General features: G+C 60.9%; 24 protein-coding genes and 1 pseudogene. 16 read left to right on the plus strand and 9 right to left on the minus strand.

All coding sequences use genetic code 11. The annotated features are described in order from the left end of the window. The first annotated feature begins 21 nt into the window (after positions 1-21). Positions 22-1,887, plus strand: coding sequence for a 4-alpha-glucanotransferase (gene malQ / locus AC245Y_RS30980; protein ID WP_003562749.1), 1,866 nt, complete (start codon positions 22-24; stop codon positions 1,885-1,887). A 182-nt stretch (positions 1,888-2,069) separates the two neighbouring features. Further along, complete coding sequence (locus tag AC245Y_RS30985; RefSeq protein ID WP_017996325.1) at positions 2,070-2,231, plus strand: hypothetical protein; 162 nt, start codon at positions 2,070-2,072, stop codon at positions 2,229-2,231. Between the two features lie 161 nt (positions 2,232-2,392). On the opposite strand, the pseudogene AC245Y_RS30990 reads toward AC245Y_RS30985, so the two are convergent. Both AC245Y_RS30990 and AC245Y_RS30995 read right to left on the minus strand, forming a co-directional pair. Next, positions 2,393-2,638: pseudogene (locus tag AC245Y_RS30990) on the minus strand (hypothetical protein); the annotation flags it as partial. A gap of 25 nt (positions 2,639-2,663) precedes the next feature. Next, entirely contained in the window at positions 2,664-3,044 is a 381-nt protein-coding gene (locus AC245Y_RS30995) for a hypothetical protein (RefSeq protein WP_017996324.1), read from the minus strand. Between the two features lie 272 nt (positions 3,045-3,316). On the opposite strand from AC245Y_RS30995, the gene AC245Y_RS31000 reads away from it, so the two are divergent. From AC245Y_RS31000 to AC245Y_RS31020, 5 genes are all read left to right on the plus strand, one after another. After that, positions 3,317-3,607, plus strand: coding sequence for a hypothetical protein (locus tag AC245Y_RS31000; RefSeq protein ID WP_012755474.1), 291 nt, complete (start codon positions 3,317-3,319; stop codon positions 3,605-3,607). 97 nt (positions 3,608-3,704) lie between these two features. Continuing rightward, on the plus strand, positions 3,705-4,112 hold the full coding sequence (locus tag AC245Y_RS31005) for a hypothetical protein (RefSeq protein WP_026157594.1): 408 nt from the start codon (positions 3,705-3,707) through the stop codon (positions 4,110-4,112). Between the two features lie 66 nt (positions 4,113-4,178). Next, a complete protein-coding gene (locus AC245Y_RS31010; RefSeq protein ID WP_012755476.1) occupies positions 4,179-4,427 on the plus strand; it encodes a hypothetical protein in 249 nt (82 codons plus the stop codon). Between the two features lie 179 nt (positions 4,428-4,606). Further along, on the plus strand, positions 4,607-4,837 hold the full coding sequence (locus tag AC245Y_RS31015) for a hypothetical protein (protein ID WP_011649482.1): 231 nt from the start codon (positions 4,607-4,609) through the stop codon (positions 4,835-4,837). 133 nt (positions 4,838-4,970) lie between these two features. Next, positions 4,971-5,234: a hypothetical protein gene (locus tag AC245Y_RS31020; protein WP_017996321.1), complete on the plus strand. Its 264-nt coding sequence runs from the start codon at positions 4,971-4,973 to the stop codon at positions 5,232-5,234. A gap of 145 nt (positions 5,235-5,379) precedes the next feature. Here the strand turns inward: AC245Y_RS31020 and AC245Y_RS31025 are convergent, their stop codons facing one another. Both AC245Y_RS31025 and AC245Y_RS31030 read right to left on the minus strand, forming a co-directional pair. Beyond that, the gene (locus tag AC245Y_RS31025) at positions 5,380-6,483 is read right to left on the minus strand and encodes a LuxR C-terminal-related transcriptional regulator (RefSeq protein WP_017996320.1); all 1,104 of its coding nucleotides are present in this window, start codon (positions 6,481-6,483) and stop codon (positions 5,380-5,382) included. A gap of 173 nt (positions 6,484-6,656) precedes the next feature. Next, the gene (locus tag AC245Y_RS31030) at positions 6,657-7,727 is read right to left on the minus strand and encodes a LacI family DNA-binding transcriptional regulator (RefSeq protein ID WP_017996319.1); all 1,071 of its coding nucleotides are present in this window, start codon (positions 7,725-7,727) and stop codon (positions 6,657-6,659) included. 177 nt (positions 7,728-7,904) lie between these two features. Here AC245Y_RS31030 and AC245Y_RS31035 point away from each other — a divergent pair, with 177 nt between their 5' ends. The 4 genes from AC245Y_RS31035 to AC245Y_RS31050 all read left to right on the plus strand — a co-directional run bounded on the left by AC245Y_RS31035 (position 7,905) and on the right by AC245Y_RS31050 (position 12,169). Beyond that, positions 7,905-8,732, plus strand: a complete 828-nt coding sequence (locus tag AC245Y_RS31035) for an ABC transporter substrate-binding protein (RefSeq protein ID WP_003562731.1) — start codon at positions 7,905-7,907, stop codon at positions 8,730-8,732. A 90-nt stretch (positions 8,733-8,822) separates the two neighbouring features. Next, positions 8,823-10,355: an amino acid ABC transporter permease/ATP-binding protein gene (locus tag AC245Y_RS31040; RefSeq protein WP_017996318.1), complete on the plus strand. Its 1,533-nt coding sequence runs from the start codon at positions 8,823-8,825 to the stop codon at positions 10,353-10,355. Between the two features lie 96 nt (positions 10,356-10,451). Continuing rightward, positions 10,452-11,588, plus strand: coding sequence for an NAD(P)/FAD-dependent oxidoreductase (locus AC245Y_RS31045; RefSeq protein ID WP_012755481.1), 1,137 nt, complete (start codon positions 10,452-10,454; stop codon positions 11,586-11,588). A 74-nt stretch (positions 11,589-11,662) separates the two neighbouring features. Next, entirely contained in the window at positions 11,663-12,169 is a 507-nt protein-coding gene (locus AC245Y_RS31050; protein ID WP_017996317.1) for a hypothetical protein, read from the plus strand. A gap of 23 nt (positions 12,170-12,192) precedes the next feature. Here AC245Y_RS31050 and AC245Y_RS31055 read toward each other — a convergent pair whose 3' ends face one another. Next, positions 12,193-12,921 (minus strand): endonuclease/exonuclease/phosphatase family protein, encoded by a 729-nt coding sequence (locus AC245Y_RS31055; protein ID WP_003562723.1) that lies wholly within the window; start codon positions 12,919-12,921, stop codon positions 12,193-12,195. 163 nt (positions 12,922-13,084) lie between these two features. Between AC245Y_RS31055 and AC245Y_RS31060 the strand changes: the two genes are divergently transcribed. After that, positions 13,085-14,047, plus strand: a complete 963-nt coding sequence (locus AC245Y_RS31060) for a lysylphosphatidylglycerol synthase domain-containing protein (RefSeq protein ID WP_017996316.1) — start codon at positions 13,085-13,087, stop codon at positions 14,045-14,047. Here AC245Y_RS31060 and AC245Y_RS31065 read toward each other — a convergent pair. Then, positions 13,994-15,505: a phospholipase D-like domain-containing protein gene (locus tag AC245Y_RS31065; RefSeq protein WP_017996315.1), complete on the minus strand. Its 1,512-nt coding sequence runs from the start codon at positions 15,503-15,505 to the stop codon at positions 13,994-13,996. The two genes, AC245Y_RS31060 and AC245Y_RS31065, sit on opposite strands and share 54 nt — an antisense overlap. A 117-nt stretch (positions 15,506-15,622) precedes the next feature. Here AC245Y_RS31065 and AC245Y_RS31070 point away from each other — a divergent pair, with 117 nt between their 5' ends. Further along, entirely contained in the window at positions 15,623-16,867 is a 1,245-nt protein-coding gene (locus AC245Y_RS31070) for a DUF763 domain-containing protein (protein ID WP_017996314.1), read from the plus strand. Between the two features lie 21 nt (positions 16,868-16,888). Here the strand turns inward: AC245Y_RS31070 and AC245Y_RS31075 are convergent, their stop codons facing one another. The 3 genes from AC245Y_RS31075 to AC245Y_RS31085 all read right to left on the minus strand — a co-directional run bounded on the left by AC245Y_RS31075 (position 16,889) and on the right by AC245Y_RS31085 (position 19,490). Beyond that, complete coding sequence (locus AC245Y_RS31075) at positions 16,889-17,338, minus strand: pyridoxamine 5'-phosphate oxidase family protein (protein WP_017996313.1); 450 nt, start codon at positions 17,336-17,338, stop codon at positions 16,889-16,891. Between the two features lie 190 nt (positions 17,339-17,528). After that, positions 17,529-18,446, minus strand: coding sequence for a DMT family transporter (locus AC245Y_RS31080; RefSeq protein ID WP_026157593.1), 918 nt, complete (start codon positions 18,444-18,446; stop codon positions 17,529-17,531). Positions 18,447-18,566: 120 nt separating this feature from the next. Beyond that, positions 18,567-19,490: a LysR family transcriptional regulator gene (locus AC245Y_RS31085; RefSeq protein ID WP_017996311.1), complete on the minus strand. Its 924-nt coding sequence runs from the start codon at positions 19,488-19,490 to the stop codon at positions 18,567-18,569. Between the two features lie 65 nt (positions 19,491-19,555). Between AC245Y_RS31085 and AC245Y_RS31090 the strand changes: the two genes are divergently transcribed. The 3 genes from AC245Y_RS31090 to AC245Y_RS31100 all read left to right on the plus strand — a co-directional run bounded on the left by AC245Y_RS31090 (position 19,556) and on the right by AC245Y_RS31100 (position 23,756). After that, positions 19,556-20,617 carry a YeiH family protein gene (locus AC245Y_RS31090; protein ID WP_017996310.1) on the plus strand — a complete coding sequence of 354 codons (1,062 nt, stop codon included), beginning with the start codon at positions 19,556-19,558 and terminating at the stop codon, positions 20,615-20,617. A 502-nt stretch (positions 20,618-21,119) separates the two neighbouring features. Then, positions 21,120-22,148, plus strand: coding sequence for a substrate-binding domain-containing protein (locus tag AC245Y_RS31095; protein WP_017996309.1), 1,029 nt, complete (start codon positions 21,120-21,122; stop codon positions 22,146-22,148). Positions 22,149-22,217: 69 nt separating this feature from the next. Then, positions 22,218-23,756, plus strand: coding sequence for a sugar ABC transporter ATP-binding protein (locus AC245Y_RS31100; protein WP_020487087.1), 1,539 nt, complete (start codon positions 22,218-22,220; stop codon positions 23,754-23,756). The last annotated feature ends 20 nt before the right edge of the window (positions 23,757-23,776 follow it).

Consider the following 23,776-nt stretch of genomic DNA (forward strand, 5'->3'; position numbering starts at 1 on the left):
TGACAGGAAGGCGATTAAAAGATGAAACCTGCTGAGCTCGACAAGCTCGCCCGCCGGCACGGCATCAGCCTGACCAGGCCCAGTCCGGACAATCGGGAGGTGGCGATATCAGCCAAGACCAAGCGCAAGATCCTCTCGGCACTGAAGATCGACGTGCCGGGAACGGCCGATCCCGAGACCGGCGCGCCGCGGCGGGAGCCCAAGCCGGCGGCTAAGAAGATCGCCAGGTCATTTCTGCCCGATTTCCTTTCCGGCACGCGTGTCTGGGGCGTGAGCCTGCAGCTTTACGAGCTCCGTTCGGCGCGCAACTGGGGCATAGGAGACTTCGAGGATCTGTCGGATATGGCGGATCTCGCAGGATCGTTGGGCGCCGATTTCATCGGCCTCACCCCGCTTCATGCGCCGTTTCTCGCCGATCCAGACCGTTGCAGTCCCTACGAGCCGTCGAGCCGCCAGCATCTCAACCCGCTCTATATCGCGGTCGACCGATTGCCGGGTTTTGCCTGCGGTCCCGAACTCGAACGGCATTTGGAAAGCCTTCGCCAAACCGATCTCGTCGACTACGTCGGCGTCGCACGGATCAAGCTGAGGGTCCTGCGCGATCTTTGGCCGGCCTGGCGACAGAGCAGCGTGATCGACGACGCCTATGATCCGGCCGATTTCGACGCCTTCATCACGCAAGGTGGTAACAGCCTGCGGCTGCATGCGCTTTTCGAATCCCTCTCGTTTTCCATGGTCGAGCGCGGGACAGGCGCCGGCTGGCAAAGTTGGCCGGCCGATTTCCAGCGCTTCGAAAGCGCCGCCGTTGCCGAATTCGAGCGCGAACACGCGGACGACGTCCTTTTCCACATGTGGCTGCAATGGCTCGCCCACCGGCAGCTGATGCAGGCGGCGGACCGGGCGCGGAAGGCAGGCCTGCGGATCGGGCTCTATCTCGATCTTGCCGTCGGGGAGGCGGTCGACGGTTCCGCGACGTGGAGCGAGCCGGATACCTATGTCTCGAAGGCCACCATCGGCAGCCCACCCGATCCATTCGCCGTGGACGGGCAGGACTGGCACCTTGCCGGATATCTGCCTTCCGCGATCGCGGCAGGAGAAATGTCGCCTTTCCGGCGCATGCTGAGCGCTGCCATGCGATATGCGGGCGCCATCCGCATCGACCACGCCGCAGCACTTCGCCGCCTCTTCCTCGTGCCATTGGGCAGCAGGCCGGACGGCGGAGCCTATGTCCGCTATCCCCAGGACCGGCTTCTGCAGATCCTCGCCGAAGTGTCCGCCGAGCATCGGTGCCTCGTTATCGGAGAAGACCTGGGCCTGATCCCCAAGGGATTGCAGGACGATCTGGCGGCGGCCCACATTCTCTCCTACCGCATCCTTTCCTATGAACAGGACGAGAAGGGCTTCAAGCCGGCGGACGTCTATCCCGCCATGGCTTTGGCCTGCATTTCGACGCACGACCACCAAACCCTTGCCGGCTGGTGGCGCGGCGCCGACATTCAGGCCCGGTGCGACCACGGCATCGTGCCGCCCGATCTCACCAAGAAGCACCTCGAAGACCGCAAGCGCGAGCGGAGGAACCTGAAAGCGGCGCTGAAGGCTGCCGGCCTCGAACTGCCGGCCAGGCTTTTCCAAGCGCGGGCAAGCGAGGAGACGCTAAGGGAATTGACCGTCAGCGCTTATCGCTTCATCGCCAGGACGCCCTCGCTTCTCGCCGCGGTCCGTCTCGCCGATCTCACCGACGAAAAAAGGCCAACCAACGTGCCAGGCACCAGCGACAGCTATCCGAACTGGAAGCCGAAGCTATCGGTTTTGCTCGCCGATCTGATGTCGAGCCCGCTGCTGAAGAGCGTGACGGCGGCAATGCGGGAGGAACGTCCGCGGGAGTGATCAAGGCCGGGCGAGCCGTTCGCTTCATCATTGTCGTTTGATAGGGCCTGGCGCGCATATGGAAATCGCTTCGCGCAGGGAACCAATAGGAAGCCGGTGAATTTCAACGGAATAAGGCATTGCCGAGACGAGGAGCCGTCCGCCGCGTCGAATGCGGCGACTATATTGATGGAAAAAAGACCATGACGAGCGCATTCATCCTTATCGCGTTGGCTCTGATCATCATCTACGTCGGTCCGATATTGCTGTTCATCTGCGTCGGATATGCCGATTATATGCTGGAGCGGCGAAGGCATATGGTGGCGTTGAAGCACGCCGTGAAGCGTCGCAGCGACGAATTTTAGAGCCTTTCGCGGTAAAACCGCTTCGCACTTCTCCTGGAATGGCTCGAGGTGGCGGACGCCTTTCGTCGGCTTGTTACTATGATTTCCCAGAAAAGGGATGCAGAGGCAGGTTTGCAAAACCCGCCTCCGGCAGAGGCGTTGTGAAACGCCTTTGCGAATAGCTAGTCGTTCGCCGTGACCTTGACGCCAAGCAGCGAAGAAATGGTGTTCGGTGCGCCCTTGGCCGCGCCGATGACCATCGGGACGGGAACCGGCTTTTCCGGCGGCGCTGATCGTCAGGCATTTCGGTCCGTCGAGATAAGTGTTGACGGCAGCCGCCACCTGGTTTTGCAACTCGTCATATTGAGCTGCGCCATCATCATCGGCGCGACACCTTTCAGCGATTGCGCCAGCAGGTCGCCCGTGACGGCAGCAATTCAAGGCGCGACAGCGTCATTTGCGCGTCAGAAAACACGCGCGGCACTGCAGGATTCTATTGCGCATTTCCGACACCTCTCCGCGAAACAAATAGGCGAGCGCAAAGATTACCAGGAAGGGGTAGACAAGCACGATCATCGGTAAGCCGGCAGCCAGCGCATCGTCCTGCACATAGATGTTGAGGATACCGGCTCCGAGCACAAAGGGATACAGCGGCGCAAATCTGTCGAACCACATCCTGAAAGGCCCCGCCAGGAGAAGAACGAGCGCTGGCAGAATGAAAGTGCCGAGATTTCTTGCGACATTCATGAGCTCGGGACCGAACGGTTCGGTGGAGGAATAAAGTCGGCCGATCTGGCAGGCCGCCCACAGAGCAGCGATCGCGGGCCCGGGCATACCCGGCTGGTCTTGCTAACATCGCCGTCATCATATCCGCGCATATTCTCGGATTTACCACTCGGTCTACGAAAAGTTCAACGCCAACGTGAGGGGATAGGCGACTGCATGGGCTTCGACAGAACGACGCGATGCCGCGGTCGTTCCGGTTTCGAGCGAATTCTCGCCTCCTCTGATGTATCCGGCCAAATTCTGGAACAATGTCTGTCGTCCCCTGTTACATTGACGATAAAAGCGCGTGCCGCGTGAAGACAAGGCAGCTGGAGGGATCGATGAAGCGGAGCATAGGATTTGGGCTGGTTTTTGCGGTTGTGCTGACAGGCTGTACGACCGGAGCAGGCAGTTATTCGTCGGCAGGACTGGCACCCATTCCCGGCAGCATCACGTATAATGGCCAGCCTCGTACCAAGTTGACGAAATCGCCGGTGGGCTCTTCCTTCCCCCACACCTTCACAGATCAATGGGGGCGCCAGGTCGAGGAGATCTACATCATCCGGCCCGACCGGAGCTTGCTGATCGCCGAGCGCCACTACCGGCCGGTCTTCTCGCTCGACGACGACTAGACGGGAGGATTTTAGGTCCCTTTGACCTGTATCTGAATCTTGTCTCCGAAAGCCGCTCACACTTTTCGGCATCATGTTCCAGGAAGGAGAAATGATCATGCCGCGCCGCAAGAGCACTGAGACGACGACCCTCGACACCAAGGGAGCCAAGATCGGCGAGCCCGTTCCGAAAGCCGTCATCGATACGAATACCGCATCGGTCGGCGTTCCCCGACAGTCTGATCATGACCTGGCCGAAGAGCTCGGCGCGTTGCGAAAGCAGATCGGCACGCTCCAGCAACAGGTCCTCGATGCCGCCCGATCGGTAAAGGGGAGTGCCGGGAAAGCAATGAGTCAGACGGAAGCGGCGGTGAAGCTCTACCCGGCCTCAACGCTGCTGATCGTCGCGGCGGTCGCCGGCGCACTTGCCTTGGCTGGGCGTCGCGCCGCCCTGCCGCGCCATCGGCCTCAACCCGCACTGCGGGAGTTGCGGGATCTCTACGACACGATCCGCGAGCGCATCTGACAAGATTTCAGGATTGTCAGCATCACGATTCTGGCCGACCCTTCATTATCGAAGCGAGGGGACGGCATGTTCGACATCATCATACGCAGCGCGCTGGATATCGTTGGGCGAACTGAGCGCCTTATCGAGGCAATGAGGCGAATGCTCCAGAATGACGACCTCGACGAAGTCGAGGTCTACGAGCTCGATCATGAGATCGAGCGGCTCGGGGACGTGGTTTTCAACGTGGACGAAGCCGTTCGATCGTTGGCACGCACGGTCGAATGCTGGCCGCAGGCCGCTCTCGCACACGGGATCCGACGGACATTGCATTGACGGTTGATGGCCGCTTTGGCAGCTGACGCGTCACCAATTCCGCTTTGAGTTAGCAGTGCCGATTCTGCGTGTCACGCCGATGTCACGCGACCGTCGCAGCAATATGTGCTTGATGGACACCGTTAGGCTCAGACCAGGCGCGGTGGGGCTAAAATTGCTTTTTTCGTTGGGGCATCGCAATGACCTTGAAAACCTCGGGGGAGAAATCTCAACCCCATGAATTCATCTTTCCGGTTCACACCCGGACGATCGCAGAGATCAGGTACAATAGTCTCAGCCGCATCATGACGGTGGTCTATCACGACGGCCATTCCTGCACGACTTCCGGCATACAAGGCCCCGCAATGCTGAGGATCCTCGCCCAGCGTCCGTTGGAGCGCTCTCCGTTTCTGTTGCAGACGGTCATCTGAGGGGAAAAGACGTGGCGGGCCTTTTCCGGTACGGCGCTGCTGGGCATCGGTTTGTTTAATCAGCACGGTCGTGCATCTATTTCCCCCGGGCTGCGTTCACTCCGAAGAGCCGGACCTATTGGAGAGAACGCCTATGACCTTTTCACGACCTAAAACCGAATCTCCCGCGGAGCGCTTCGAAGAGGCGACCGCAGCCGCGCGCGACGCTTTGGAAAGGCTGATTGCAGCCGCCAATGAAGCCGGATGGGGCACTGAGGAGATAACCGCAGCACTGCTTAAGGCCGCCCAGTCTTTAAGCGATGCCAACAAGAGAGATCCCGATCCGGCCGACGATCCCTCAATCAGCGACGCAGCCACCAGGCAGGACCAGATCGGCCACGGCGAACTCTATGATTAGTGGGCGTAGCACTGGTTTTTCCCCGCGATGGGACGAGGGTTGCCGGAATGTTCGAGTGTTGCATGTCTTTGCTCTCGGCACCCGTTCGCAATATGCGAAGGCTGGCTAGCCATGCGGGCGGTAGGGACGAGTTGCAAGATTATCGTCAGCGCATGAGCAGCGCGACCAAACCAACCCGGGAGTTTACCCCGAGCTTGGAATAGATGTTTCTGAGGTGGGTTCTGACCGTTTCGTAGCTGATGTGATCGGCTATGGCCACCTCTTTTGGAGAATGGCCCGAGGCTATGCTTGATGCGATCCGAATTTCCGTCGCAGTCAGTTTGTAGGCTTCCATTAGGAAGTCTCGCCGCTCATTGAGCGGCGTGGCCACCATCGGCTCGACAATGACGGCCACGGTCGGCCCCTCCAAGATCTCAGTGAATGCGTCGGACTGGAGCCGGAGGAGTGTGATGCGATAACTTGCCTTGTCCTTCCCGTTTGCAATCGCCGTATGCGGCCTTGTTTGCACACCTTTTCTGGAGGTCAGGAAATCGAGAACAGCGGTCGACCTCTCGCATTGAACTTCGAGCTTGCCGCCTGGGGCGACATGCATAGGAAAGCCAGTCGCCATTAAGGCTTCCGCGCTCTTATTCCATTGGCGTGCTCGCCCTTGCTCCGAAACGTAGATCAGTCCGACGCCGATGCTATCAAACAGGGTTTGCGTTGTCTGTCTTTCCGGGGCGAGTAAATCGCGCTTCCGGATGAAGTCGAAAGCTCTTTTCAAATGGGGAGCGAGTATCGTGTACCGCTCGGCTGCCTCCTTGTTGAAACCGGGATCCGCTGACGACGTGCAGGTCGATAGGACGAAGGTGCGGGTTTCCTCCCGAATGATGGAGACACCAATGCTCGTCTCGCATTGGGCCTGCCCCTTCAGCCAATCATTGTAGAATTCCGATTTGAGCAAGTCCTCGCGTGGAAAGATCTCGTCTCCGCAGACACCCTGACCGACGGGCACTGAGCTCAATCTCGGAATCCAGGGGTTCACTGCGGCAAAGTGGCTGCTGAACTGGTCGACCTCATTCCTCGAAAACCCCGATACGTAGGGAACATGGGCCACAGGCGAGGCCAGATCGTGGTAATGGAGGGCAGCCTTTCCATTCGGCGAGGTTTGCGCAACGCGATCTAGAAAATCCTGCCAGTTGCACTCACCGAATAGACTTCCATAGATCAAATCTATCAGCTCAGATGAAGCGTCTTTTGACTGGAGCATGATCTTTCTGAAAATCCCATAGCGAGTATTTTCGGTATTAAATAACGTTGGTCAGGTAAAGACAACAGCACCCCCATGTAATATCAAATCGGCGACCATGGACATCAGTTGCACATCGCAGTGCGGCACTGCTCGCTGCTTCAAGCGAGCGGGTATGGCCAAATCAATAGGTCTCACCGGCCGATCGTGGCGACGGAGCCGCGCAGGACGAGGCTCGTGCGGACGCGCAGACGTTCGACGGCAAGAGGGGTGCGTTCGATACGGGCGATGAGCCGCTCGCCGGCGAGCTTGCCCATCTCGTAGACGCGCTGGTCTACGATGGTGATCGGCGGAACGGTGACGCTGGTCCAGTCGGCGTCGAGAAACGAAATCATCGACACGTCCTTGGGGATCGACAGGCCGAGCGATTGTAGCGACTTGAAGATGCGCAAGCCGACGAGGCTGTCCGACGCCAGCAGCGCCGTCGGCGCGGCACTGTCGGCGAGCAGGCTTTTGATCACGCCGTCTGTCTGGCGCTGGTCCGTGGCTCCGAGCCTGACATAATGAAGAGGGTTCGGCAAACCCGCCTCGGTCAGGACGCTGACAAAACCTTCTACGCGTTCGCGCACGGCGGAATTCGAGATCCGCCCGATATCTGTAGGCCCGCCGCCCTCGGCATCCATAGCAGAGACGTAGGCGAGGCGGCGATGTCCTTGCTCGATCAGATACCGGGTCGCCGCGATGGCCGCATCCCGGTCGTCGCCGGTCACGGCGTCGACATCGAGTTCCGGGATCGCCCGGTCGAACAGGACGAGCGGCACGCCGGCGCGGCGGACGTGGTGGAGATGATCGATGCTGTCGCAGCGGGCCGGAGTGACGATCAGGCCATCGACGCGTTTGCCGATCAGGAGGTCGACGGCCGATTTTTCCGCATCGAGCTCTTCGCCCGAATTCGCGATGATGACGTTGAATCCCGCGAGGCGGGCGGCATCGCTGATGCCGCGCACCGCCAGGCTGAAGAAGGCGTTCTCGATATCGCCGACCACGACCCCGATGATACCGGATCTTCCGGTGCTCATGCTCCGGGCGAGTTCGTTCGGGCGGTATTCGAGGGCGGCGGCGGCCGCCATGACCTGATCTGTGATCTTGGCGCTGACCACGCCGTAGCCGCCGAGAACGCGGGCGGCCGTCGCCTTCGAGACCTTTGCGGCCTTCGCGACGTCGGCGACCGTGACTGCACGTTTCGGATGAGCGGAATCTTCCATGGGCCGAGGACTACAAGAGTTGTTGACGGCAGGTCAATTGACGGATATCAAATATGTATTGAGACCGGTCTCTTTATATCAGAGACCGGTATCTTGTCCACAAATCTCTGTCGCGATGCGCGGCAGCGGGGGACGACAATGCCGACAAGAGCATTCCTTTCAGAGCGGAGAACGACGATGAAGCCTTTTCTATTTTTTCCGGCCATCATGGCCCCGTTGCGGGCCGGCCTTGTCACATGCCTTCTTGCGATGGGGGCAGGTTCTGCGGCCGCAGCCGACAATCCCTATAACCTGATCGAGCCAGGGACTATCAGCGTCGGCACGATGGGCGATTCCAAGCCCTATACGTTTGCCACGGCGGACGGCCAGTTTACCGGTTTCGATATCGAGTTGTTTCTCAACGTCGTCTCCCGCCTCGGCTTTCAAAAAGACAAGGTGACGTTTACGGGCCAGGAATTTTCAGCACTCCTGCCGTCGGTCGCAAACGAAAGGTTCGACGTTGCCGTTGCGGCGATCGGAACCACCGAAGCCCGCAAGAAGACCATCGACTTTTCCGACGGCTATCTTGCCGGTTATCTCTCCGTGCTGACCCCGGATGCCGGTATCAAGGATGCCGATGGCCTCAAGGGCAAGCGTCTCGGGGTCGTGCAGGGGACCTTGCAGGAAGTCTATGCGGCCAAGAATTTCGGGGGAACCGATCTGGTGAAATTCCCCGACAACAATTCTGCCGTGGCTGCCCTCAACAACGGAACGGTCGATGCGCATTTTCTCGACTACGAGGCCGCCAAGCAATATGGCGAGCGCTATCCCGCGCTGAAGGTTGCCGTGAATATCCCCTCCTTCGATGCGCCTGCTGGCTTCGTGGTCCGAAAAGGAAATGACGCCTTTCGCACGGCGCTCAACGGCGCGCTTCACGATGCGATGCAGGACGGCACCTGGAAGACCCTTTACGAAAAGTGGTTCCCCGGCTCGCCGATGCCGGAACAGTATCTTCCCAAGAAGTGACGCCGCAAGCCGCCCGCTCATGGCGGGCGGCTTACCAAGGCTCTGCCGGACGGCGGCGTCCGCGCCGGGCAAGAATTCATGGGGATCTGAATGAACTGGCTTGAAAATCTGCGCCGCAGCTTCCTGGACTGGGACGCCATGGCGGAAGTTCTGCCGAGCATGATCAGCGTCGGCCTGAAGAATACGCTGATCCTGGCCGCTGCCTCGACCGTGCTCGGCGTCATCATCGGTATGGCGCTTGCCGTGATGGGCATCTCGCAATCCCGCTGGCTGCGGCTGCCGGCGCGCATCTACACCGATGTTTTCCGCGGGCTTCCGGCGATCGTCACGATCCTGATCATCGGCCAGGGGTTTGCCCGGATCGGGCGCGAGATCTTCGGTCCGTCTCCATTTCCGCTCGGCATCCTGGCGCTCAGCCTGATTGCCGGAGCCTATATCGGCGAAATTTTCCGGTCCGGCATTCAAAGCGTCGAGCGCGGCCAGATGGAAGCCTGCCGGGCTCTCAGCATGAGCCATGGCCAGGGCATGCGCCTGATCGTCATCCCACAAGGCATCAGGCGGGTTCTGCCGGCGCTGGTCAATCAATTCATCGGAAACGTCAAGGATTCCAGCCTTGTCTACTTCCTCGGATTGCTCGCTTCCGAGCGGGAGATCTTCCGGGTCGGCCAGGATCAGGCCGTCGTCACCGGCAATCTGTCACCGCTGCTGCTGGCGGGCGTCTTCTATCTCGTCATCACCGTTCCGCTGACCCACTTCGTCAACTATATCGATGCGAGACTGCGGCTCGGAAAACAAGGCCGCGGCTCGGGTGTTGCGAGCGGATTGGTCGAGGTAAGCGAGTTGCGGGCCGCTGACCCCCATCCCACGGGCACGGCCGAGGAGAGTACGCCGCGCTTCAAAGGCGGCGCCCTGAAAATCCGAGACCTCGCCATGGCCTACGGCGATCTCGACGTGTTGAAGGGTGTTGATCTCGACATCGCTGCCGGAACCGTCACTTGCATCATCGGCCCTTCCGGCTCGGGAAAATCGACGCTGCTGCGATGCATGAACAGGCTTGTCGAGCCGAAAGGCGGCGACATCCTGCTCGATGGCGAGAGCATCCTGGCGATGAAGCCGGAGAGGCTGCGCCGGCGTGTGGGCATGGTGTTCCAGCACTTCAACCTTTTTCCCGACCACACGGCACTCGAAAACGTCATGCTTTCGCTGACCAAGATCAAGAAGATGCCGAGGCAGGAGGCGCAGCGCATCGCCGAGGCGCGTCTGGCGGAGGTCGGTCTCGCAGAGCGTAGGGATCATCGGCCCGCCGGCCTGTCGGGTGGGCAGCAGCAGCGCGTCGCCATCGCCCGCGCGCTTGCCATGGATCCAGAGGTTATGCTCTTCGACGAAGTGACGAGTGCGCTCGATCCCGAACTGGTGAAGGGCGTGCTCGACCTGATGGCCGCTCTCGGTCGACAGGGCATGACGATGGCCGTGGTGACGCATGAGATGGGATTTGCCCGAAGGGTGGCAGACCAAGTCGTCTTCATGGATGAGGGTCGCATCGTCGAGGCCGGCTGCCCGGAGCAGATCTTCGACAATCCCAAAAGCGAGCGGCTGAAGCGCTTCCTTGCGGAAGTTCTCTGAAGCGCCTGAGGCAACGCATGGTGCCCCCGGTCGTCCTCATGCCGGGTGCGCCGGATTTCATTCGATCTAGCAAGAGCAGACAACAAGGTTATCGACATGAATGCTTCCACCAAACCTTCGAAGGTCGTCGTCATCGGCGGCGGGATCTTTGGCGTCTCGACGGCTGTCCATCTGGCACGGCTCGGGGTCCGCATCGTGCTCATCAATGACGGCCCGCTCGCCAACGGCGCCTCCGGTCGTTCGCTCGCCTGGCTCAATTCGGCGCGCAAACGCACCGATGCCTATCACCGGCTGCGGTTGGCCGGCATAGATCGCTACCGCACGCTGGCCGTCCGGTATCCCGATGCGCCGTGGCTGTGCTTCGATGGCGGCCTGACCTGGGATGCGGACGATGCCGGCAACGAGATCGCTGAGATCTTCGACTATGAGCGCGATCTCGGCTATCACGCGCAGTGGCTCGCCCCCGAACGAATTGCTGCAGCGACGCCGGGTGTCGATGCAAGTGTGGTGACGCGGCAAGGCGCGATCTTCAACCCCGGGGAGGGCTGGGTCGATCTTCCGTCCTTGATCGCCACGCTTGTGGAAGAATTCCGCACGCTGGGCGGCGAGATCATCACGGACGCGGGTCGCGCGACGGTCGATATTGAAGGCGGGCGCGCCCGTGGCGTGATCACCGCAGACGGCATGCGCCGCGACGCGGATGCCGTGCTGCTTGCTGCCGGCGGCGACGTTCCCGCAATCGTTGCCGAGGCCGGCCAGCATATCGGCGATGCAACGCCCGTCGCCCTTCTCGTCAGGACAAAGCCGATCCGCCACCCGTTGAAGGCCGTGCTCAATACGCCTCGCGTCGCCATCCGGCCGACGCCCAACGGTGGCTTCGCGCTCGATTCCGCCTGGTCCGAGGAGGAGGTGAGCGTGAAGCCCGACGGCAGCTATGAAATCAGACAATCGACGCTGGAGGGGCTGCTGCGCGAGGCCTCCAGGGTTCTCGAAGGCAATCCTGCGCTGGAGGTCGAAGATTATGGGGTCGGCCTCAAGCCTATCCCGGGCGACGGCGAGCCCGTTTTCGGCGAACTGCCGTCGATCCCGGGTTATTTCGTCGCCTTCAGCCATAGCGGCGCCACCCTCGGCCTGATTGCCGGCGAACTGCTGGCGGACGAGATCGTCACTGGACGCCGGCATCCGCTGCTGGCGGAATTTCGGCCGGAGCGTTTCAGCGCGTCGCGACGATGAAGGCCGGAGCGGAGGCCGATGCATCCTTCTGAGCCGTCGAGCGTTCTATCGCCAGGAACAACTGGAGACACATCATGCTCAAGGACGAACTCGGGGACACCGGCACAAACAAGGATATGCGCGACGCTGTGGAAACCGCCCCGGCCTCCTTCGAAGAGGCGGGCATCAACCCTGATCTTATCAGACGTGAGGGTTTCGCCAGCGAGGCCGAATATCGGGCATATATTGCGACGCTCGGTGCTCATGCTTCCGTTGGAGACACCGTCGAGGAGCCCCTCCCGATCTACGAAGGTCATGTGCTGGAAGGCCGTCTGCAAGAACTGCGAGAAGAACTCGAAAACCTCCGCGCTCGCCTTCATGTGATCCAACATCAGGCCGCGACCGTCGTGACGGAGAACGTCCGATGGGCCGATGCCAGCGCCCATGCGCAGCTCGGCAAACAGCCTTGGCTCAAGCTCGCAGGTGCAATGGCGGCGACCTTCGTCGTCACCAGGGGCATCATGCGCTTGCCTCTGGGAGCCGTGGCGACCACGGCGCTACCGTTGGTGGCGGCGGTGATGAACCGGAAGCTTGCCCGGTGAAATTCGTCATTGTCGATGACTGATCAGGCGAAGCCGATTTCCGCGAGCAGAGGCAGGTGGTCCGAGGCAATCCTTGTCAGGCGGTTTTCGAGGACCGCCGCCTGTTTGACGATGAGATCGTCAGTGACGAAGATGTGGTCGAGGCGCATCAGCGGGTAGCGCGAGGGAAAGGTGGCTCTCGGCGCGGCGCTGCCTGCGAGCTGGGCGTCCTTCAATGACCGCGCGGCAAGTCGGTAAGTCGCCGATGACGGAATGGCGTTGAAATCGCCGCAGAGGATGGTTGGAAGAGGTTCATCCGTCGTGCCGCGTAGCCAGCCGGGGTTCAGCAATGTCGTCATCTGCCGGATGCGCTCGCGGCCGCGAAGGCCGAGATGGGTGTTGACGACCAGCAGTTTTCTGTCGCCGACCAATATTTCGACTGAAATGGCGCCGCGCTGTTCGCCGATGGATGGCAATGGTCCGGCCTTGACCGCGCCGGTCGGCAGCGAAGTGATGATCGCATCGCCATACTGCTCCTCAGCGATCGACAGCGCCGGATGGAAATGAGCCTGCATCTTCAAAAGCGAGGCGATCGCATGGGCCTGGTCGACGCCGCCGGTCCTGCGGCGGAGGACATCGACCTCCTGAAGAGCGACGATATCAGCCTCAGCCTCGGCAATGACAGAAGCGATGCGGCCGGGATCGAGCTTCCGGTCGCCGCCGATACAACTGTGCACGTTATAGGTCAGGATTTTGATTGATTGATCCGGCATAGGCCCTGCTGAACTCGTTCCCCCCGGGGAAACATAGAAGTTCCCCCCGGAAAGCACATGGAAGCTCCCCTGGAAAACATAGAACTGGTTCTGCAGGGAACACAAAACTCGTTTGATCGTTCCCGATCATCGACCATCGCGCTCGCACTCCTGAGGACAATCGATGAGCTTGAAAAGCATGGTATGGAATGGACTGCTCGTTGCTGCCCTTTGTCTTGCGGTCTTTCTCCTCTATCGAATGTTCCAACAATATAGCCTCGATCAGATCGTCCAATCGGTTCGCAGCATACCCCTTTCGACCTTTTGCACTGCACTTCTCTTTGCGGCGGCGTCCTATCTGTGCCTCAGTTGCTTCGACCTCCTGGCGATCCGCTCGCTCGGCAAATCCTTGCCCTACCGGAATATCCTGCTCGCCTCGTTCATCAGCCTTTCGCTCGGGCACAATATCGGCTTCGCCGGCCTGAGCAGCGGCGCCTTTCGCTATCGTTTCTATTCACGCTGGGGGCTGACGGCGGAGGACGTGGCGAAGATCATCCTGTTTTGCGGTGTCACGGTAGGGCTCGGGCTGATCACGCTTGGCGGCATCGCCATGATCGTCAATCCCGGCGATGCCGGGCGCCTTCTGCGCATCGACCCGGCAAGTGTGCGCATCTTCGGTTTGCTGGCGCTGGTCGTGCCGGCTCTCTATGCGGGCCTGGCGTTTTTCATCCGCGGCACGTTGGGGCTGTGGCGCTGGTCGTTTCAGTTGCCGCCATTTTCGATCGCGGTCGCACAGGTTGCGGTCGGGACGATCAATTTCATGCTCGTCTCCGCCTGCCTGCACCAGATGCTTTCGGCCTTCGGCGACGTTGCCTTCTTCAGGTCGGTGACGGCTTACGTGCTTGCCAATTCGGCGATCCTCGCGACGCATGTTCCGGGCGGTCTCGGCGTGCTCGAGGCGACAGTCTCCTATGTCGTGCCGAAGGAGGCGTCGATCGGCGCGCTGATTGCGTTCCGCTGCGCCTATTTCTTTATTCCACTGGCGCTCGGCACGACGCTGCTCGTCATCAGCGAGGTCGTTTTCCGACGGAGGTCAGGCGGGGCGAATGAGGCGGCGGACGAGCGCGCCGAGGCCCAATCGGTTTAAAACTGCGAAGGGCCGAACCGGGTCGAAGATCGCCGTGCCTGAAATCGGTGAAATGCTGCCCGACAGCTCGACGGTGAATTCCCGTAAACCCCGAGGCCCGTCATTGAGAGCGTCGACCGCCTCGATCAACGTGCCGCTTTGCATCAAGGCTGCGGCGAAGGTTTCCGGGGTGGTTCCGAGATATTCCGAAAGCAGGTGATTGCGCAGATCCGCGATCGCGCCGCGGTGCGCGTCACTACCTGCCTCAAACAACATGTCGCATTCGCCATCCAGCCCTTCCGAGCGATTGTTGAGATTGGAGGAGCCGATGCGGACCAGCTCGTCATCGGCGATGATCAGCTTGGAATGGACGAGCACCTCCACCTCGCCGTTCTCTCCGGGCGTGACTGGCCCGGGTACGACGGCATAATAGACGCGCAAGCGATCGGCGCGATCGGCGCGTTTGAGGCGGCGGATGACGCGGTCGCGATTGCCGCCCATGACAAGCTTTTCGATCAGCCCATGAGAGCTGCGCGTGCAGATGATGACGACCTCGGGACCGTCCTCCTCCTGCAGCCGCGCCGCGATGGCGTCAGCGACGCGGAAGGAGGCGAGATATTGCGCCTCGATGTAAAGCTGCCGCCGCGCCCGGACGATGACGTCCAATGTCATGGCGATTCCGTCGCTGATGCCGGCGCGAAAAGCGGTCGACGGCTCCGTCAGCGCGAAGCTGACCGCGATGTCCCTCATCGAAACGGCGAGATCGTCCGGCCAGGAAAAAGCGACATCTTCGGCCAACGGCAGGTGGTTTTCACCGGTCGCGTTTTCCCAGCGCCGCCTGGCGATATCGCCGATCAACCTAGCAGCATCGCCGGTGACCATTGCCTGAACGTCGTGCAGGGGATCGTATGAAACGCCCTCGGGATCGCGCCGAAGTTTATCTTTGGCGCGATGAAGCCAGGTGTCCCATCGCCGCGATGTCAGGTCCATGCCGCCAATGAAGGAGACGGCATCGTCGATGCAGACGAGCTTCTGATGGTGGCAGCCGCGCACCGCGCGCTGAAGATCGAAGCGCAGATCGATCCGGTCATTCCTTGGGAAACTCTTCTTGCGAAGCAGCCGGAGCGACTTGTCCGAATAGATGGGACCGAGCGTCCAGACGAGGATGCGTATTTCGAGCTGCGGATTTGCGGCCGCCAGTTCATGCAGTAGGTCGGACAGGGTCTCGTCGGATTTGTCAGGTTCCATCGGGATGTCGGGGTTGAAATCCCAACCGACGATCCAGACGGTGCGCCGTGCCTGCCGCAGTGCGCGCGCCAACTCCGCAAAGTAGCTATTGCCGTTGATCAGGAAGGTCGTCTTCGCAGCGCTCCCTTGGAAACGCAAGTCGCTGCCACCCTGTTTTTGGCGGTCGCTCGGGCGTTGTGATTTTGTCTGGGGCAAGCTCGGGTTATTGAAGATGGTTTCGAATGTCGTCATGATTGCCTCGGCTCTAACTGCGAGAGCAAACGCTTGGAATATTTTTGGGTTCCCTGCGGCGCCAGATGAGGCGGTCTGGTTGGTAGGGGCCGGCGATACGAAGTGCAAGGAAACGAGATGTCACAACGAGCAGGCAGCGCCGATCTTCCCCTTCACGGGGGACGCGTGCCGTATTGGCTTGGCGACAGGATGACGCGGCTCGGAACGCTGATCACCGAGGCGATCGTCCATCATTATGGCCGCGACGAATTCCTGCGCAGGCTCGCGCATCCCTTCTGGTTCCAGTCCTTCGGCGCGGTCATGGGCATGGATTGGCATTCTTCCGGCATCACCACCAGCGTTCTCGGCGCGCTGAAGCGCGGGCTGAAGCCGCGTGCCGGCGAGCTCGGTCTGCATGTCTGCGGCGGCCGCGGCGCGCATTCGCGCAAGACGCCGCAGGAGCTCGTCTCGATCGGCGAGCGTGTCGGTCTCGACGGGGAGGGGCTCGCGACCACGAGCCGTCTTATTGCCAAGGTCGACAGCGCCGCCCTCCAGGACGGGTTCGACCTTTATCTACACGGGTTCATCGTCGCCGATGACGGCCATTGGGTGGTCGTCCAGCAAGGCATGAACGGCGATAAGCGGCAGGCCCGGCGCTATCATTGGCTATCCGAAGGGCTGGAGAGCTTCGTCGACTCGCCGCATGCGGCAATCGAGGGAAGAAGCCAGGGTGAGATCGTCAATCTTGCCGACCGGCGCGCCGAGCGCTCGCGGCGCGGTCAGCTCGATCTGCTGGCGACCCTCGGTCCCGACCGGATCATCCGCGAAGCCGCCGCACTGCTGCGTGCCGAAGCGCCGGCGCCCGAACCCGCCGAACAGCCGATGCTGCCGCACCTGATCATGCCCGCCCATCACGATGTCCGCGAGAGCGACGTCAACATGCGGCGCCTGCATGGAAATCTGGCTGCCGCCGCCGACCGCGGGCCGGCGGATTTCGAAGAGCTGCTGCTCGTTCCAGGCGTCGGCGCCCGCACGGTGAAGGCGTTGGCGATGGTGGCGGAAGTCGTCCACGGCGCGCCTTGCCGTTTTTCCGATCCGGCGCGCTTCTCGATCGCCCATGGCGGCAAGGACCGCCATCCTTTTCCGGTCCCGCTCAAGGTCTATGACGAGACGATCGCCGTGATGAAATCGGCGGTGCAGAAGGGCAGGCTCGGACGCGAGGAGGAGTTGCAGGCGCTCAAGCGCCTGGACGACCAATCCAGGCAGATGGAACGCTTTGTGACCGGTCCCGACCTCAAGGAAATCATCGCCGGCGAATTCCGCCAATCCGCCGATTTCGGCGGCCGGACCGTCTTCGGCTGGGAGGAGCCGCCCGCAGAATAGGGCACGCTTTATGCCATGATCTTAACTCGCTGAGCCAGGCAGGACGACCTCGCCGTTTTCCTCACCATCCCAGTACCGGATGGAGGACGCTGAAACCTTGATAAGAACGATCCCAGGAGTATCCACTCCTTCAGGAAACCACCGCTCGATATCGGGCACCCAATGTTCTTCGAATGCCGCCTTGTCCCGCACCAGCGAGGCGAAGCCCTCGACAGCGATGAAAATCCCCGGCTTGCCGAGGAGGCTGGGAGGCGCCGTGAACGTCAGCGAGACGGTGTCGATGCCTTCGATCTCCGTGATTTTCCTGGTATCTTCATAGGAAAAGAACCAGGAATCCCCGTCATATTCGACGTCGCCGTTATTGCTCATCGGTCGGGCCGAGATGCGGCCCGACCCGGCATTCGTCGACAGCATGCAGAAATCGATCTTCTTCAGTTGCGAGGATAGGTCTTCGAGGGTCATGGACGCCATTGCGATCTCCCGGGCTTGAATGCTCGGGAGTAGCGTGCAAGCGTCCAAATTGTTCCCTGGAAGGCCCGCGTGACTGAGCCCCCGTCCGTTTGACCTATTCCCGCACGGTCTAAGGATGGAAGTATGAAGGAATTCCAGGAGTTACAGCCGCGTCCCATGCGAAGCTGAAAGATAAGCAGCGCTGTAGCCCTCAATGGCCGTCGGGCGGGACGGCCTCAGTCGGAACCGTCTCTTTCAAATTCTTCCGGTGGAAGATGAAGAGCCCGGCAACGACGATGATTGCGGCGCCGACGATGATCTGCGCATCGGGAATATCGTTGAAGAACAGGTAGCCGAGGACGATCGCCCAGAGCAGCAGCGTATATTGCAGCGGCGCGAGCAGCGATGCCGGCGCGAGCTTCAGCGAGCGGGTGATGAGCAGATGCGCGCAGGAGGCGACGATGCCGAGCAGCAGCATGCCGGACCAGTCGATGAGCGTTGCCGGCTGCCAGTGGCCGATGCTCAAGACGATGCCGGTGACGAGCGCGGCGATCGTCTGCCATGTCACCAGCGTCGTGTCGCTGGTCGAGCGCAGATAGCGGCTCATCACCAGCGACAGCGCAAAGGCAAGGCTGCCGGCAAGACCGAAGAGCGATGGAAGCGACAGCATCGCCGTGGATGGACGCAGCGCGATGACGACGCCGGCAAAGCCGATCAGAACGGCCAGCCAACGGCGCCAGCCGATCTTCTCTCCGAGAAAGAAATGCGAGAGCGCCGCGATATAGATCGGTCCGGCCATATAGAAGGTCATCACATCTGCGAGCGGCAGATAGGCGACGGCAGCGTAGAATAGGGCGACATCGACAGTCGCCATGAAAACACGGATGAACTGCAAGCCCTTCTGCTCGACGCGGAACAAGGCCATCGGCCCTTGCCGCAGGATCATTGGCCCGAGCACGATGAAAGCGCCGACCGAGCGGATCACCAGCACCTGGCCGACGGCAAAGCTCGCGACCAACCACTTGCCCATTGCATCGTTCAGCGCAAAGAGCAGATCGCCAAGCAGCATCAGCAGGACGCCGGTCATGATCAGGTTTCCGGCGTTGGCTACGCCAGTCTTGGTTGTCATCTCTCGCATCCTCGCAAAGCAGCCGCGCATGCGTGGCCGAGTGCGGCTTCTGCCTTAACAATGCCGATGTCAAGCGCTCGATGATGCGATGAAGCTGACCACCGGCGCGATGGATCCGACCTAAAGCGCCCAATCATCCCAATTCTGGACTTCGGCCGCTTTGTCCTCGCGGCATATGGTTTCCAGCGCCAGCGAGGCACGACTGGAGTGCCTTTGTTTATGCCGCAGGATCGCAAATTGGCGGGACGGCAGAGGGAAGCGCGCCTTTACCAGCAGACCTTGCGTCAAGAGCGGCGCGGCCACGGCACCTGAGACGACCGTCGCGCAGAGGCCCTCTCTTGCCGCCGATATGACCGCCTCGTTCGACGGCAGCTCAAGCGCGACAGCCAGATCTGCGGGGGCTATGCCGAGACTGGAAATCGCCGCCTCGAAAGCCGATCGGGTTCCGGACCCCTTTTCCCGCATGACCCATTTTGCGCCCGAAACCAGCTCTGCCGGTGCAATTGGTTTGCCACGCGCCCAGGGATGGCGCGGACCGACGACGATAAGGAGTTCGTCCTCGGCAAGCGGCTGAACATTGAGCGCCGGCTCATCAACGCTGCCTTCGACGAAACCGACTTCGGCCAATCCATCGAGAACCGCTTTTGCCGCCGTGGTCGTGTTGCCAATCATCAGCTTCAGGTCAATGCCCGGGTAGCGGATCTTGAAACGCATCAGCATCGCCGGCAGCCAGTAGCTGGCGATCGTCTGGCTCGCAAAAACGACCAGTTCGCCCTTTTGCAAGCCGCCGAGATCGGACAGGACGAGCGCTGCCGCCTTTGCGCGCGCCAGCGTCGCTCTAGCCTCCCCCAGAAACACCCGTCCTTCATATGTCAGCTCTATGCGGCGTCCGACGCGGTGGAAAAGCTCGACGCCATAGGAGGTCTCGAGATTGCGGATAGCCGAGCTGACGGCCGATGGCGTGAGCCCGATCGCGAAGGCGGCTTTGGTCAGATGCTCGCGTTCTGCAACCGCGATAAAAATGGAAAGCTGTTCAAACGTCATTGATTCAATCGTTCGATTTTACCGAATGAACGATGCTATACTATTCAATGGAAGTCGACAATTGAGTGTGGGAGATTAGAGCCCTCCGCAAGGTCTTGCCGATGCTCGGTTCCACCTCACGTTCCCTGTCGCTTCCCGCCGTCCTGCCGGGGCTTGTCCTGAGTGCGGCAGTCACGCTCTCTGCGTATCTCGTTGAACAGCTGCAGACGATGGTTTTCGGCTCGCACTGGATCGAGAGCCTCGTGCTCGCCATTCTGATCGGCATTGCCGTGCGCTCCTCGATCTGCCTGCCGCAGACGTTTATTCCCGGCATCCAATTCGCCGCCAAGACATTGCTCGAGATTGCGGTCGTGTTGCTCGGCGCCTCGCTCAGCACGGCTGCCATCAGGCAGGCCGGACTGCCGCTTGTCGGCGGAATTGCCGTTCTGGTTGCTCTGTCTTTGGCCGGCAGCTTTGTTATCGGGCGGCTCTTCGGGCTGTCGGCCAGCCTGGCGACGTTGGTTGCTTGCGGCAACTCGATCTGCGGCAATTCCGCGATTGCCGCCGCGGCGCCCGTGATCGGCGCCAAACCCGACGATATCGCGGCCTCGATAGCCTTTACCGCACTACTCGGCATCGGTGCAGTGCTGACGCTGCCGCTTCTTCACCTGCTCTTTGGTCTGAGCGCCGTACAATATGGCGTTTTTGCAGGAGTGACAGCCTATGCCGTCCCGCAGGTCCTGGCGGCCACGGCCTCTGCCGGAGCCGTCAGCACCCAGGTGGGCACGCTCGTCAAACTGATCCGCGTGATGATGCTCGGACCGGTCATCCTCGTGCTCGGCGCAGTTCATGACCGCCGCCCTGGCGGTTCGCCAGTCAATCTCCGCCATGTTCTCCCATGGTTCATCCTCGGTTTTGCAGCCATGGCGACGCTTCGTTCCCTCGACGCGATCCCGGCGCCGCTGCTGCCCGGGATGGCGGCGGTCTCCGCCGCCTTCACCGTCACCGCCATGGCCGCTTTGGGCCTCTCCGTCGATGTCAGATCCGTCGCCCATACCGGCGGTCGTGTCCTCGCATCGGCGGCGCTGTCGCTGTTGGCGCTGGGGGCTCTGGGGCTTTGCCTGATCGGGCTGCTGAATATCGTCTGATCGAGGTGATACGCCCAAAATACTTGCAAAGATTCCGGGTGCCTTCCAAGCGATCGGCGGCCAGCCCGTGCATCCAAGTCAGGCGGAAGCATAGGTCGTCATGTTTCCGTGACCCCTATTGCGCGCAATCGGCTGTAGAGCAATTCCACCAAAGTGCCTCGCGGACTTGCACCCGGATTGCACAAAACCAAAAGATAAAGCGTTCCCGGTGCGCGGAAAAGCGGACGCGCTCTATTGGGGTCGTTTGCGGAACTGGGCGACATCACCAGTCGCCACGACGATCGGCATGAATTCTCGAGCGCTGGGCGGCTTACATCGACCGCCACGCGAGAGAGCGTTGTGAAATATATTTCACATGATGAATTATATTGACAGCGCTCTGCCGTTGCGATTATCTACCCATACCGGACTTCGAGGAGGAACTCCGGTCTTCAATGGATCATCGGCAGCCGCTGAGGCGCCGCCGGATATTTGGGAGGGGCTTCGGCCTCGAGGAGGAAACTTGCGCAAATTTCTAAGCACGACCGCATTGGCGGTCCTTGCATCGACGCTTTTCGCCGGCGCGGCCAATGCGGACGCGGAAAATCCATTCCGCTGCAAGCCCGGTGAAAAATACGTCATGAACGTCATGGTATCGGGCGTCGAATATTGGTTCCCGGTCTATGAAATGTTCAAGCAGGCCGGTCAGCAGCTCGGTTGCGAGACCGCCTATACCGGCACGCCGGAATATGACGTCAACAAGCAGATCGCCACTTTCGACCAGGCGCTGGCCCAGAACCCGGCCGGTATTCTCGTTCACCCGATGAACTCCGACCCGTTCATCGAGCCGATCAACCGGGCGATCGACCAGGGCACGGCGGTCGTGACATTCGCAGCCGATGCGCCGCTTTCCAAGCGCATCTCGTTCGTCACGTCGGACAATACCCGCGAAGGCACCTATGCGGCCGACGCGATTGCCGAAAAGATGGGTGGCAAGGGTGAGTATGGCGTTCTCGAAAATCCGGGCCAGGACAACCACGACAAGCGTATCGCCGCCTTCATCGCCCGTATGGAGGAAAAATATCCGGATATGAAGCTCGTCGGCCGGGCTGCGTCCAACCAGGACCCGAACAAGGCTTATCAGGGTCTGATGAGCTTGGTGCAGGCACATCCGAACATTGGCGCCGTCTTCATGCCGGAAGCGAATTCGGCCATCGGCGCTTCGCAGGCCAATAAGGAAAGCGGCGGCAAGATCCTCGTGATGTGCGCCGACGTCAACGCCAACATTCTCGACATGATCAAGGCGGGCGAAGTGTTCGGCTCGATCAACCCGAACCAGGGCATGCAGGGTTACATGGGCTTCATGCTCCTGTGGCTTGCCAAGCATCCGGAACTCATCGACCCGATGAACGACGCCAAGCGCGTCGGCTTCAATCCGATGAGCATTCCGTTCGTCGACAACGGCTTGTCGATCGTCACGGCTGCCAATGCCGACGATTTCTACTGGGACAAGTATCTGAAGCGGCGGGGCACCAAAGGCATCGAGGAGTAAGCTTTTGTGCCGGCTGTCCGGGGGCAGGAAACTCCGGACAGCCACCGCGAGCGGGAGGAGGAGACGATGATGGCGTCGGTGCCGGTTTTGGAAATCCGCAATGTCAGCAAGCACTTCGGTGCGGTGAAGGCGTTGACGGAGGTGAGCTTCAGCCTGGAGAAGGGCGAGGTTCATGCGCTTTGCGGCGAAAACGGCGCGGGCAAGTCGACGCTGATGAACATCATTGCCGGCGTGCTGCAGCCGACCGAGGGGGATGTTCTCGTCGATGGCGCGCCGGTAAAAGTGACGTCGCCGGCCGTGGCGCAATCGCTCGGGCTTGGCCTCGTGCATCAGGAAATCGCGCTCTGCCCCGATGCGACGGTGGCCGAGAACATGTTCATGGCCGCGACCAACCGCCGCCGCTCGCCTTTCATGAATTATGGGCGGCTGGAGCGGGATGCGCAGGTCGTGATGAACCGTCTGGCGCCGATCGACGTGCGCCGCAAAGTCGGCGACTTGTCGATTTCCAGCCAGCAGCTTGTCGAGATCGCCAAGGCGCTGACGCTCGATTGTCGGGTGCTGATCTTCGACGAACCGACGGCGGCTTTGACGGAATCGGAGACGCAGGTCCTGTTCGCAATCATCCGCGACCTCAAGGCGCAGGGTATTTCGATCATCTATATCAGCCACCGCATGGCCGAAATCTTCAGCCTGTGCGACCGGGTCACCGTGTTTCGCGATGGCCGTTATGTCTCGACGGAGAAGGTGGCGGACGTGACGCCGGATGATGTTGTGCGCCGCATGGTCGGGCGCGAGATCACCCAGCTCTATCCGGAAAAGCAGGCGCCGGCGGAGCGGACCGATGAGGTCATTCTGAGCGTTCGCGATCTCGGTGACGGCAGCCGCTTCACGGATGTGAACTTCGACCTGCGCAAAGGGGAAATTCTCGGCGTCGGCGGGCTGATCGGCTCGGGCCGCACCGAGATAGCCGAAGGAATTTGCGGATTGCGTCCGGTAATCGACGGCGAGGTGCAGCTGCACGGACAGCGGCTGCGGGCGCGCTCCTATGCGCAGGCAGCGCAGGCGGGCGTCGTCTATCTGTCGGAAGACCGGAAAGGCTCCGGCATATTCCTCGATCTTTCCATTGCCCAGAACATTGCCGTTCTCGATTTGAAATCGCTGACCGGGCCACTGGGACTGTTGAATTCCAAGGCCGAGGCGGATCGTGCCCACAACCTGGTCCGGCGGCTCGGCGTGCGGATGGGTGGCATCGACATGCCGGTCTCGTCGCTGTCGGGCGGAAACCAGCAGAAGGTGGCGATTGCCAAGCAACTGGCGGTCGATCCCAAGATCATCCTGATGGATGAGCCGACCCGCGGCATCGATGTCGGCGCCAAATCGGAAATCCATCGGCTGCTGCGCGATCTCGCGCGCTCCGGCATCGGCATCGTCGTCATCTCGTCGGAACTGCCGGAGCTTCTCGGTCTGTGCGATCGGGTGCTGGTCATCCACGAAGGTACGGTTGCAGGCGAGGTCGAGGGCGAGGCGATGACGGAGGAAGCGATCATGCGGCTCGCCTCGGGTATCGGCGGTCACAACAATTCAAAGGCATCAGAGCATGCCGCATAGGGAAAAAGCAGGGGCAGGAG

The sequence above is a fragment of the Rhizobium sp. SRDI943 genome (assembly GCF_057653695.1).